The organism is Nocardiopsis sp. CNZ308 (assembly GCF_004217075.1).
Map to the genome: position 1 here is coordinate 546,875 of NZ_SHKJ01000001.1, position 12,137 is coordinate 559,011.

General features: G+C 73.1%; 11 protein-coding genes. 1 reads left to right on the forward strand and 10 read right to left on the reverse strand.

Annotated features, from left to right (window positions below):
- Positions 1-73 precede the first annotated feature (73 nt).
- From EV372_RS02350 to EV372_RS02370, 5 genes are all read right to left on the reverse strand, one after another.
- Positions 74-1,129, reverse strand: coding sequence for a BMP family lipoprotein (locus EV372_RS02350; protein WP_130394659.1), 1,056 nt, complete (start codon positions 1,127-1,129; stop codon positions 74-76).
- Positions 1,130-1,480: 351 nt separating this feature from the next.
- Positions 1,481-2,212 (reverse strand): alpha/beta fold hydrolase, encoded by a 732-nt coding sequence (locus tag EV372_RS02355; RefSeq protein ID WP_253794503.1) that lies wholly within the window; start codon positions 2,210-2,212, stop codon positions 1,481-1,483.
- Positions 2,213-2,346: 134 nt separating this feature from the next.
- Positions 2,347-2,691 (reverse strand): biotin/lipoyl-containing protein, encoded by a 345-nt coding sequence (locus EV372_RS02360; protein ID WP_130394660.1) that lies wholly within the window; start codon positions 2,689-2,691, stop codon positions 2,347-2,349.
- Positions 2,692-2,698: 7 nt separating this feature from the next.
- Positions 2,699-3,718 (reverse strand): alpha-ketoacid dehydrogenase subunit beta, encoded by a 1,020-nt coding sequence (locus EV372_RS02365; protein ID WP_130394661.1) that lies wholly within the window; start codon positions 3,716-3,718, stop codon positions 2,699-2,701.
- A complete protein-coding gene (locus EV372_RS02370) occupies positions 3,715-4,713 on the reverse strand; it encodes a thiamine pyrophosphate-dependent enzyme (protein WP_130398714.1) in 999 nt (332 codons plus the stop codon). Before EV372_RS02370 ends, EV372_RS02365 begins: the two co-directional genes overlap by 4 nt.
- 883 nt (positions 4,714-5,596) lie before the next feature.
- Between EV372_RS02370 and EV372_RS02375 the strand changes: the two genes are divergently transcribed.
- Positions 5,597-6,088, forward strand: a complete 492-nt coding sequence (locus tag EV372_RS02375; protein ID WP_013154257.1) for an Lrp/AsnC family transcriptional regulator — start codon at positions 5,597-5,599, stop codon at positions 6,086-6,088.
- Positions 6,089-6,097: 9 nt separating this feature from the next.
- Here the strand turns inward: EV372_RS02375 and EV372_RS02380 are convergent, their stop codons facing one another.
- From EV372_RS02380 to deoC, 5 genes are all read right to left on the reverse strand, one after another.
- Positions 6,098-7,768, reverse strand: a complete 1,671-nt coding sequence (locus tag EV372_RS02380) for a phospho-sugar mutase (RefSeq protein WP_130394662.1) — start codon at positions 7,766-7,768, stop codon at positions 6,098-6,100.
- Positions 7,769-7,779: 11 nt separating this feature from the next.
- The gene (locus EV372_RS02385) at positions 7,780-8,577 is read right to left on the reverse strand and encodes a purine-nucleoside phosphorylase (RefSeq protein ID WP_013154259.1); all 798 of its coding nucleotides are present in this window, start codon (positions 8,575-8,577) and stop codon (positions 7,780-7,782) included.
- 164 nt (positions 8,578-8,741) lie between these two features.
- Positions 8,742-9,704, reverse strand: coding sequence for an aldehyde dehydrogenase family protein (locus tag EV372_RS02390; protein ID WP_130394663.1), 963 nt, complete (start codon positions 9,702-9,704; stop codon positions 8,742-8,744).
- The gene (locus tag EV372_RS02395) at positions 9,697-11,127 is read right to left on the reverse strand and encodes an aldehyde dehydrogenase family protein (RefSeq protein ID WP_130394664.1); all 1,431 of its coding nucleotides are present in this window, start codon (positions 11,125-11,127) and stop codon (positions 9,697-9,699) included. The genes EV372_RS02390 and EV372_RS02395 overlap by 8 nt, the downstream gene beginning before the upstream one ends.
- Before the next feature lie 5 nt (positions 11,128-11,132).
- Positions 11,133-12,080 (reverse strand): deoxyribose-phosphate aldolase, encoded by a 948-nt coding sequence (gene deoC / locus EV372_RS02400; protein ID WP_013154262.1) that lies wholly within the window; start codon positions 12,078-12,080, stop codon positions 11,133-11,135.
- Positions 12,081-12,137 lie beyond the last annotated feature (57 nt).

Genomic DNA, 12,137 nt, shown 5'->3' on the forward strand with positions numbered 1-12,137 from the left:
ACCCCGGTCGCTGCCGCCCGTGGATGCTGGCCGCCGCGGGCGACCCCGCGACGACGGTCGCGCGTGGCGCGGTCTACGGCTCGGTCGGGACCTCGATCTCGCCGTCGATGATCTGCTGCTTGATCTCGTCCAGCTGCTCCTGGACGGGGCTGATCGCCTCCTCGTTGGAGGTGGTGTAGTCCACACCGCCGTCGGCGAGCTCGAAGCGCTGGACGCCGCCCTCGACCCCGTCCTCGGTGGCGGCGGAGATCAGCTCGAACACGGCCACGTCCACCTGCTTGATGGCGGAGGTGAGCACGTGCGGCTTCTGGTCCTCGGCGGCGTTCTCGTACTGGTCGCTGTCGACGCCGATGAAGGTGAAGTCGTTGGCCACGGCCGACTCCAGGATGCCGTTGCCCGACGCGCCGGCGGCGTGGTAGATCACGTCCGCGCCGCGGTCGTACTGGGCCTGGGCGGTCTCACGGCCCTTGGCGGGGTCGCTGAAGCCGCTGAAGTCCGGCGGCTGGCTCAGGTAGTCGACCTCGACGGTGATGTCCTCGTTGACGTGCTCCACGCCCGCGGCGTAACCGGCCTCGAACTTGCGGATCAGCGGGGTCTCGACGCCGCCGACGAAGCCGACGTGGTCCTCCTCGGTGGTCAGCGCCGCGGCGGCGCCGGCCAGGAAGGAGGCCTGCTCCTCGGCGAAGACCAGGCTGGTGACGTTGTCGATGTCGGCGATCTCGGAGTCCACGATGGCGAAGTGGACGTCCGGGTACTCCGGCGCGACCGCGCGCACGGCGCCGTCGTAGGCGAACCCGACGGCGATGACGACGTCGTAGCCCTCCTCGGCCATCGTGGCCAGGCGGTCCTCCTTGGCGGACTCGGCCTCGCCGTCGCTGGGCTCGAAGTCGTTGACCTCGACGCCGAGCTCCTCGGCCGCCCGCTCCAGTCCCCGGTAGGCCGAGTCGTTGAAGGAGCGGTCGCCGCGACCGCCGACGTCGTAGGCCAGGCCGACCTGGAGCTCGGAGGCGGACTCCTCGCCGCCGCCCTCGCCGCCACCGCCCTCTTCGGCCGCGCTGTCACACGCGGTGAGGGCGAGCACACCGGCCGCCGCGGCCGCGGCGAACCTGACTGTGTTGCTGCGCTTCACTTCTCACTCCTCTTACGCCCTCTCAGCGGCCAGCATTCGCTCGCGACCGACCTGAGTTCTGCAGCCGGACGATATCCGGTGGCCGAAAGTACATCTAACCAACGGGCGGAGTTGTTATGAAGGCGAGAGCGTAGCGACACGGGTCCTTACCCGAAAGTCGACAAGCGTGCGCCCGAAGCGGTCGGCGGTGTTTCGGGATTGTGTTGCGGGGAAGCCGGTCCCCGCCCCGACACGGCATTACCACGCATGGCTTCGCCCCCTTCACCGGTTGTCACAGCGGCACGTCGGAGGGGGCCGGTCTAGACCGGACTAACCGCGTCGGGCGGCGGGACGGCGGGGCTCCGCCCGGCGTCAGTCGGCCAGGAAGTCCAGCACGGCCTGCCGGAAGTGCCGGGAGGAGACGGCGTTGGCGTGGTCGCGCCCGGGGATCTCCACGTGCGTGCCGCCGCAGCGCTCGGCCAGGGCCGCGGCCCCCTCGGCGAGCGGATCCCGGGCGCCCGAGACCAGCAGCACCGGAAACCCGCTGAGCGGGGGCTCGGCGTCGAAGGGGCGCGAGGCCTGGCCGCGCGCGCAGGCGGCCAGCGCGGCGGGGTCGTTGGAGGGCAGGGCGGCCACCGTCCGGTAGACGTGGTCGAAGGGCGTGTCCCCGGAACCGGGGTCGGACAGATCCGTTCCGGCGAAGGCGTTTTTCGGTCCGAAACCGCCGAGAACCACCCGTCTGACGCGTTCGGGAGCGGTCAGCGCGAGTTCCCAGGCCAGACGCGAACCCATGGAGTAACCGACCACGTCGACCTTGTCCACCGCCAACTCGTCGAGCATGGAGACGAGGTCGGCGACGAAGTGTCCGGGCAGGTAGAAAGCGCTGTCGGTCGGTTTGTCACTGTTTCCGTGACCGCGCAGATCCGGCCCGATCACCCGTAGCCCAGCCGACTCCAGGGCCCGCGTCCACCCGGCGGCCCGCCAATTCATGCCGAAGTCGGTGCCGAAACCGTGCAAGAGAAGCACGGGGGCCCCGCCCCCCTGACCCTGCGGGCGCAAATCCGCATAACGCATTGTCACGCCGTCGGTGAGATTCGCGGACATGAAAACCACCCACCATGTTCTCGAAAAGAAAAGGGAAAAAGGCGGGGCCCGGTCGGATTTTCCTCCGAATGGTGCGCGCCCGGGCGCGCCGCCGTTCGTGTCTTCCTCCGGACGGGCCCCGCGGTCGGCCGCCGTCAGTCCGTGGGGGGCCTGAGCCGCACCCGGCGGGCGGGCCGGGCCTGCTCCTCGGGGACGCGGCCCACGATGCCCGCCCGCGGCGCGTCGCCGGAGGACTGGACCGCGAAGGTCACCAGGGGCGCGCCGACCGGGACCACCTGGTCCTCCCCGGCGTGCAGCTCGACGATCCGGCCCGCCTGGGGCGAGGGGATGACCACCGCGGACTTGGTGGTCTCCACCTCCACCAGGGGGGCGTTGCGCTCGATCTCCTCGCCCACGGCGACCTGCCACTCCAGGACGGTCGCCTCGACCAGCCCCTCGCCCAGGTCGGGGAGGGAGAAGGTGATGTTGTCTTCTGCCATGGTCGCTCTAGTACTCCAGGGTCCGTTGCACCGCGAGCAGGACGCGGTCGATGGTCGGCAGGTACTGCGGCTCCAGGGGACCCGCGGGGTAGGGCACGTCGAACCCGGTGACGCGCTGGACGGGGGCGGACAGGTCGCGGAAGCAGTGCTCGGTGACCAGGGCGGCCACCTCCGCGCCGAGCCCGGCGGTCAGCGGCGCCTCGTGCACGACCACGGCCCGTCCGGTGCGCGCGACGGAGGCGGCCATCCCGGCGGCGTCCAGGGGCTTGAGCCAGCGCAGGTCCAGCACCTCCAGGTCCACGCCGTCCTCGGCGGCCAGCTCGGCCACCTGGACGCAGCGGTGCACCATGGCGCCCCAGGCGATGAGGGTGGCGTGCCTGCCGGGGCGCACGACGCGGCTGGTGCCGATGGGCTCGCTGGGCTCGCGCAGCCGCACGGGCCTGCGGTCCCAGTAGCGGGCCTTGGGCTCCATGTAGACGACGGGGTCGTCGGAGCGCACCGACTGGAGCAGCAGGCTGTAGGCGTCGGCGGGGTCCGAGGGAGCGGCGACCTTGAGGCCGGGGGTGTGGGCGAAGAGCGCCTCCAGGCTCTCGCCGTGGTGCTCGGGCGCCTGGATGCCGCCGAAGGAGGGCAGGCGCAGGGTGATCGGCATGGGGGTCGCGCCGCGGGTGCGGTAGTTCATGCGCGCCACCTGGTTGACGATCTGGTCGATCGCGGGGTAGGCGAAACCGTCGAACTGGAGCTCGGGGACGGGTCGCCAGCCGTTCATGGCCAGGCCGACCGCCATGCCCATGATGGCGGACTCGGCCAGCGGGGTGTCGAAGACGCGCGTGTCCCCGAACTCCTTCTGGAGCCCGTCGGTGACGCGGAAGACCCCGCCCAGGGCGCCCACGTCCTCGCCGAAGACCAGCACGTCGGGGTCCTCGGCGAGCAGGTCGCGCAGGGCGCGGTTGATGGCCTGCTGCATGGACAGCTCGACCACGGGGGCCTCGGCGGCGGTGTCGGCGCGTTCGATCAGCTCGGTCACAGCTCGACCTCTTCCTGCCAGGTGCGGCGCTGCCGGGTCAGCTCCTCGGTGGTCTCCCGGAAGACGTGGGTGAACAGCTCCGACCCGTCCGGTTCGGGCGCGGCGGCCACGCCGTCGCGGATGCGCTCGGCCTCCCGGCGGGCCTCGGCGTCGACCCGGGCGAGTTCGCCCTCGTCGGCGTGCCCGGCGGCGAGCAGGGCCTCGCGCAGCAGGGTGACGGGGTCGCGCTCGCGCCAGCGCTGGGCCTCGGCGTCGTCGCGGTAGCGGCCGGGGTCGTCGGAGGTGGAGTGCGGCTCCACGCGGTAGGTGAGCGCCTCGATGAGGGTGGGCCCCTCGCCGCGGCGGGCCCGGGCGACGGCCTCGGCGGTGGCCTCGTGGACCGCGCCCGCGTCGTTGCCGTCCACCAGCACTCCGGGCATGCCGTAGCCCTCGGCGCGCGCGCTGACCGAGCCGCCCGCGACCTGGCGGTGGTTGGGCACCGACAGCGCCCACTGGTTGTTCTGGCAGAAGAAGACCACGGGGGCGCCGAAGACCCCGGCGAAGTTCATGGCCTCGTGGACGTCGCCCTCGGAGCTGGCGCCGTCGCCGAAGTAGGCCAGGGCCACGCCGTCGTCGCCGCGCAGCCGCTCGCCCACGGCCCAGCCGACCGCGTGCGGGACGGGGCCGCCGACCACGGCGTTGACGGCGCCGAACCGCGAGGCCGCGACGTCGTAGAGGCCGCCGTGCCACAGGGCCCGGTGGGTGGCCATGTAGCCGACCATCTCCACCCCGTAGGCCAGGGCGGAGGCCATCTCCCGGTAGGTGGGGAAGACGAAGTCGCGCGCGGGGTCCAGGGCCGAGGCGCTGGCGACCTGGGCGGCCTCCTGGCCGCGCACGGACACGTAGGCGGGGAAGACGCCCTGGCGCTGGAGGGCGATGGCCTCGGTGTCCAGGTCGCGCGCGGTCCTCATGTGGCGGTAGAGGGCACGGGTGAGCTCGGGCGGCAGGTGGCCCACGGTGACGGCGCCCCGGTCCGCCGGCCCGTGGGGGGCGGGGTCCGGACGCACGGCGCCTCCGTCGGGGGCGGCGGCCCCGGGCCTTGCGCGCAGCGGGTCCTGGGGCGAGGGCGGGCGACTGGCGGGCATGTCGAGCGGCTCCCAACGTGGCCCTGCCCCGCACGGTGGCGCGGTCCGGGCTCCGGGTGGTGTCTGTCCTGCACACAGATTCTCCGGAAGATTCGACACTTTCGCTAGATATCAGCCGCTACTTGATACATATGGGAATGAAATCCGCCATATGGTCCTCTAGCGTCCAGCACGAACCCCGTTCCACCCGAGAAAACGACACACGGGCCTGTACACCCCACGAACGCCCTCGGCCCCCGGGGGAGTGCGAGCCGCGACCGGGAGCGCACGCGGGGTCGCCGGGAGGGGGGTCCACGGTCACGGAACAGCCGCGATCGGCCGCGGCGGGCGCACTTCGCGGCGCCGAGCGCATACGTTCGAGGCACCGGTCATCCGGTCAACGAAACCCCCCGATTTCCCGACACTTGGACCCCACGGAACCCCGCGGCAAGAAGTTCTGTCGTGTTCCGGGCCGCGTGGTGTAGACGCCGCCGGTCCGGGAAACCACCCCATCCACCGACAGCGTCGGCCACGAGTACAGTCGGACTCCCGACGCGCCTCCCCCCGCCCGTCGGACCCCGCGCCAGGGTCCCCGCTCCCGTCCTCCTCCGGCGCCGCCCCCGCGGCGGCCGGAGGGGGTGCCCGAACGCCGCGCATCTCGCCGACTGAGATTCCGATAGACGGAAACAACGTTTACCTGGTAACTCGTTAGCCCCGGTCAACGACGACAGTGAGGGGCTTCGTCCTGAAACAAGAGCACACGAGGAGCACGCACATGGCCATGGGCGACCAGCGGAGGAACGGCCGGCGGCCGGACACGACCGACCAGACGATCCTGAGCGCGCTCGCCAAGGACGCGCGGACCGGGATCACCGAGATCGCCGCACTGGCCAACGTGTCCCGCGCGACGGCCTACAACCGCATCAAGCGGCTCACCGACGAGGGCGTCATCCGCGGCTACTCCGTGGTGACCGACCACTCCAAGATGGGGCTCGGCGTCACCGCGCTCGTCCTCATCTCGGGCAGCCAGCCGGACTGGCGCGCCAACCGGGAGATCCTGTCCTCCTACCCCGAGATCGAGTACTGCTGGTACGTCGTGGGCTCGGCGGACATCGTCCTCCTCGTCCGCGTCGCCAACACCAACCAGCTCCGCGACCTGATCCTCACCCGGTTGCAGTCGCTTCCCGGTGTGACGTCCACCCAGACGCTCACCGTCATCGACGAGGTCGTGCACCGGCCGGTCGTGGAACCCTCCGACGGCGACTGAGCGGCGCCCTCAACCCCCGACAGCCACGGTGACCGAGGCCATCAGCTCGGCGAGCAGGTCCGAGCCCAGTGCGCGGGTGGCCGCCACGTCACCGTCCACATCCAGCACCACCTCGACGTAGGCCTTCAGCTTGGGCTCGGTCCCCGAGGGCCTGAGCGTCACACGTCCCCTGCCCTCCAACCGGAAGCGCAGGGCGTCCGTCGGCGGCAGACCCGCGTGTCCGGCGGCGAAGTCGTCCACCCCCACCACCCGCAGGGGACCGAACGCGGCGGGCGGTTCGGCGCGCAACCGCCGCATCGCCGCGGAGATGACCGACAGGTCCTCCACCCGCACCGACAGCTGGTCGCTCAGGTGCAGGCCGTACCGGCGCGCCTGGTCGTCGAGCAGGTCGAGCAGGGTCGCCCCCCGCCGCCTGGCGCGGGCGGCGAGCGCCGCGGCCACCAGGGCCGCGCTGATCCCGTCCTTGTCCGCGACCGGACGGCCGCCGTCGGCGCCCACGCAGTAGCCCAGCGCCTCCTCGAACGCGAAGACCCGCCGCTGCCCGGGGCCGCCCGCGCGCGCCAGCCACTTGAAGCCGGTGAGGGTCTCCTCGTAGTGCACGCCCCGGTCGCGGGCGATCTTGCCGAGCAGGCTGGAGGAGACGATCGAGGCGGCCACCACCCGGTCGGACCCGCTGGTGTGGTCGAGCACGTACTCGGCCAGCAGCCCGCCCACCTCGTTGCCGGTGAGCAGGCCGTGCCCGGGGACCGCGAGCGCGAGCCGGTCGGCGTCGGGGTCGTTGGCGATGACCAGGTCGGAGCGGTCGGCGGCGCCGGTGGCCAGCGCCATGTCCATGGCACCGGGCTCCTCCGGGTTGGGGAAGTCCACGGTCGGGAAGTCGGGGTCGGGCTCGAACTGGGCGGCGACCACGGACGGGCGGGGGAACCCGGCCCGCCCCATCGCCGCCAGCAGCACCCGGCCGCCCACCCCGTGCATGGCGGTGTAGGTGGTGGCCAGGTCGCGGTCCTCGCCCGGGACCAGCGCGGTGACCGCGTCCAGGTACCGCTCCACCGCCTCCTCCCCCAGCACCGTCCACCCCTCGCCCAGGGGCAGTTCGTCGACCGGGCCCACCGCGTCGATGGCGGCGGAGATCTCGGCGTCGGCCGGGGAGACGATCTGGGTTCCCGCGTCGGCGGCGCCGCCCGCCTTGGCGGCCCCCGCGTAGACCTTGTAGCCGTTGTCCCGGGGCGGGTTGTGGCTGGCGGTGACCATGATCCCGGCGTCGGCGCCCAGGTCGCGGACGGCGAAGGCCAGCACGGGGGTGGGCAGCGGTCCGGGCATGAGGGACACGCGGTGCCCGGCACCGGTGAGGACGGCGGCGCTGTCGCGCGCGAAGTCCGCCGAGCGGTGCCGGGCGTCGTAGCCGATGACCACGTGCCCGGGGCCCTCGCCGAGCCAGGCGGCGATCCCCGCGGCGGCCCGCATGACCACCACCCGGTTCATCCGGTTGGGGCCCGCGCCGAGGGCGCCGCGCAGTCCGGCGGTGCCGAACTCCAGGCGGGCCCCGAAGCGGGAGTCCAGGTCGGCCAGCGCGTCGGCCTCGCCCCGGTCGGCGCGCTCCACCAGTCCCGCCAGCTCCGCGCGCGTGTCGGGGTCGGGGTCCTGGGCGATCCAGCGCCTGGCCCGGGCGAGGTCGGTCATGGGAGCTCCCCTCAGAGCTTGGCGGTGATGTCGGCGAGCAGGCGTCCGACGGTCGCGGCGGCGTCCCGGCCGGTGGCCAGCACGTCCTCGTGGTCGAGGTTGGCCCCCGTGAGCCCGGCCGCGACGTTGGTGACCAGGGACAGGCCCAGGACGCGGGCGCCCGCGGCGCGGGCGGCGATCGCCTCCAGCACGGTGGACATGCCGACCAGGTCGGCGCCCATGGCGCTGAGCATGCGGATCTCGGCGGGCGTCTCGAAGTGCGGGCCGGGCATGGCCGCGTACACGCCCTCGGGCAGGGAGGGGTCCACCGAGCGGGCCAGCTCGCGCAGGGCGGGAGTGTAGGTCTCGGTGAGGTCGACGAAGGTCGCGCCGGTCAGCGGGGACCGCGCGGTCATGTTGAGGTGGTCGGCGATGAGCACCGGGGAGCCCACCGCGTAGGCGGGGTTGATGCCGCCCGCGGCGTTGGTCAGCACGACCGTGGTGGCCCCGGCCGCCACGGCGGTGCGCACGCCGTGCACGACGGCGTCGGTGCCGTGGCCCTCGTACAGGTGGGTGCGGCCCAGGAAGGCGAGCAGGGAGCGGTCGCCCGCCCTGATGCTGCGCACGGTGCCGCTGTGGCCCTCCACGGCCGGGGGCACGAAGCCGGGCAGGTCGGTGGTGGGCAGCTCCTGACCGGAGTCGCCGAGCAGGTCGGCCGCGGAGGCCCACCCCGATCCCATGACCAGGGCGACGTCGTAGGCGTCCACGCCGGTGCGCGAGCGCAGTTCGGCGGCGGCCTCCTCGGCGGCTGCCTGGGGTGTGCGAGTCACAGCGGGTCTCTCCGTTCGTTGGTGCCCGGGAAGGGTTCACGGACGCGGTGCCGTACGCGTGATCCTGCTACCCGCGGCGCGTCCGGGCGGCCCGGACGCGCCGCGGGTACGGGATCGTCGCCGGTGGAACCCGTGTGTCACACCGGCCGCGGCCTCGGCGCCCCCTAGATCCCCACGGGGTGCCAGACCGTCTTGGTCTCCAGGAAGGGCTTCAGGCGCGCGGTGCCGGGGTCGGGGTCGAGCCAGGCCTCCTCGCCGCCGTCGGAGCCGGGGCCCGGGCGCAGCACCCGGGTGAGGGTGTCGGCGGCGGCCCTCTCGAACTCCGCGGCCAGGTCCCCGGCGCCGGTCAGGTCCAGGGCGTTGACGTCGGCGTGCGAGGCCAGGTGGGGGCCCAGCTCCGGCACGCGTCCGGTGAGCAGGTTGACCACGCCGCCCGGCAGGTCGGAGGTGGCCAGCACCTCGGCCAGGTCGATCGCGGCCAGCGGAGCGTCCCCGGAGGTGACCACGACGGCGGTGTTGCCGGTGGCGATCACGGGGGCGACCACGGAGGTCAGGCCGAGCAGCGGCGCGTTCTGGGGGGCGAACACCGCGACCACGCCGGTGGGCTCGGGCGCGGAGTGGTTGTAGTAGGGACCCGAGACGGGGTTGGCGCCGCCCAGGACCTGGGCGACCTTGTCGGTCCAGCCCGCGTAGTACACCCACCGGTCCACGGCGGCGTCGACCACGCGTTCGGCGTCGGCGCGGGAGAGGCCCTGCGCGGCCACGGCCTGGGCGGCGAACTGGTCGCGGCGCCCCTCCAGCATCTCCGCGACCCGGTACAGGATCTGGCCGCGGTTGTAGGCGGTGCGGCCCGACCAGCCGCCGAAGGCCTTGCGCGCGGCGGCCACGGCGTCGCGGGCGTCCTTGCGGGAGGCGAGCGAGGCGTTGGCCAGGTGCTGGCCGCTGGCGGAGGTCACGGGGTAGCTCCTGCCCGATTCCGAGCGGGGGAAGGCCCCGCCCAGGTAGAGCTTGTAGGTCTTGCGGACCGCCAGCCGGGCGGGCGCGGCGGCGTCGGCCGTGCCCTTCGCGGCCTTGACGGCCTTGGCCGCGCTCTTGGCGGTCTTCCGGTTCTCGCGCCGCTCAGCCAAGGTAGGCCTCCAATCCGTGCCGCCCGCCCTCGCGGCCGTATCCCGACTCCTTGTAGCCGCCGAAGGGGCTGGTCGGGTCGAACTTGTTGAACGTGTTGGACCAGATCACTCCGGCGCGCAGGCGTTCGGCGGTCCAGAGCATGCGCGAGCCCTTCTCGGTCCACACCCCGGCGGAGAGGCCGTAGGGGGTGTTGTTGGCCTTGGCCACGGCCTCCTCGGGGGTGCGGAAGGTCAGCACCGAGAGCACGGGGCCGAAGATCTCCTCGCGGGCCACGCGGTGGGACTGGCTGACGCCGGTCAGGACGGTGGGCGCGAACCAGTAGCCGCTCGCGGGCAGCTCGCAGGCGGGCGACCAGCGCTCGGCGCCCTCGGCCTCGCCGGTGTCGGTGAGTTCGCGGATGCGCTCCAGCTGCGCGGCGGAGTTGATCGCGCCGATGTCGGTGTTCTTGTCCAGCGGGTCGCCCAGGCGCAGCCTGGCGATGCGCTCCTTGAGCCGGGGCAGCAGTTCCTCGGCGATCGACTCCTGGACCAGCAGCCGCGAACCCGCGCAGCACACGTGGCCCTGGTTGAAGAAGATGCCCGAGACGATGCCCTCGACCGCCTGGTCCAGGGCCGCGTCGTCGTAGACGATGTTGGCGCCCTTGCCGCCCAGCTCCAGGGTGAGGCGCTTGCCGGTGCCCGCGACCGAGCGGGCGATCTGGCGGCCCACTCCGGTGGAGCCGGTGAAGGCCACCTTGTCGGCGCCCGGGTGCTCCACGAGGGCCCGGCCGGTCTCGCCCGCGCCGGTGAGGATGTTGACCACGCCCGGGGGCAGGTCGGCCTCCTGGCAGATCTCGGCGAAGGCCAGCGCGGTGAGCGGGGTGGTCTCGGCGGGCTTGAGCACGACGGTGTTGCCGGTGGCCAGCGCCGGTGCGACCTTCCAGGCGAGCATGAGCAGCGGGAAGTTCCACGGGATGACCTGGGCGGCCACGCCCAGCGGGCGCGGGTCGGGGCCCAGCCCGGCGTGGGCGAGCTTGTCGGCCCACCCCGCGTGGTAGAAGAAGTGCGCGGCGACCAGCGGCAGGTCGACGTCGCGCGTCTCCTTGATGGGCTTGCCGTTGTCCATCGACTCCAGCACGGCCAGCTCGCGCGAGCGCTCCTGGATGATGCGGGCGATGCGGAACAGGTACTTGCCGCGCTCGGCGCCGGGCATCGGCCCCCAGACGGTGTCGAAGGCGCGGCGGGCGGCGGCGACGGCCCGGTCCACGTCGGCGGGTCCGGCGACGGCGACCCGGGCGAGCTCGGTCTCGTCGGCGGGGTTGAGGGTGGTGAGGTACTCGCCGCCCTCGGCCGGGGTGAAGGCGCCGTCGACGAACAGCTCGTAGTTCTCGCGCAGGGTGACGACGGAGCGGGACTCCGGTGCGGGCGCGTACTCGAAGATCACGGCTCTCAGTCCAGCGTGTAGTAGTCGGGGCCCGGGTAGGTGCCGGTGGACAGCCTGGTGCGCTGCATGAGCAGGTCGTTGAGGAGGCTGGAGGCGCCGATACGGAACAGGTCGGGGGTCAGCCAGTCGGGGCCGGCGACCTCGTTGACCAGGACCAGGTTGCGGATGGCGTCCTTGGTGGTGCGGATGCCGCCCGCGGGCTTGACGCCCACGCGCCTGCCGGTGGCGGCGTGGTGGTCGCGGACCGCCTCCAGCATGACGAGGGTGACCGGCAGGGTGGCGGCCGGGGACACCTTGCCGGTGGAGGTCTTGACGAAGTCGCCCCCGGCCCGGATGGCCAGGTGGGAGGCGCGGCGCACGTTGTCGTAGGTGGCCAGCTCGCCGGTCTCCAGGATGACCTTGAGGTGGGCGGTGCCGCAGGCCTCCTTGACCGCGGCGATCTCCTCGAACACCTTGAGGTAGTCGCCGGACAGGAAGGCGCCGCGGTCGATGACCATGTCGATCTCGCTGGCGCCGTCGGCGACCGCGCGGCGGGTGTCGGCGAGCTTGACCTCCATGGGCGCCCGGCCGGAGGGGAAGGCGGTGGCCACCGAGGCCACGCCGACCCCGGTGCCGCGCAGCGCCTCGACGGCGGTGGCGACCATGTCGGGGTAGACGCACACGGCGCCCACGCGGGGCACGGTGGTGTCGGCGGGGTCGGGGTGGGCGGCCTTGGCGCACAGGGCCCGGACCTTGCCGGGGGTGTCGGCGCCCTCCAGGGTGGTCAGGTCCACCATGGTGATGGCCAGGTCGATGGCCCGGGCCTTGGCGGTGGTCTTGACCGACCGGGTGGACAGGTCCTGGGCGCGGGCTCGCGCGCCGACCTCGTCCACGCCCGGGAGGCCGTGCAGGAACGCGCGGAGTTCGCGGTTGGTCGCCGCCTCGGGCGCGAATGCGGTGTGGGGCACGGGCACCTACAGCTCGTCGGGTTGCTGGCCTGCCCGTCCGCTGTGGCCAGCGGAAACGGGGCT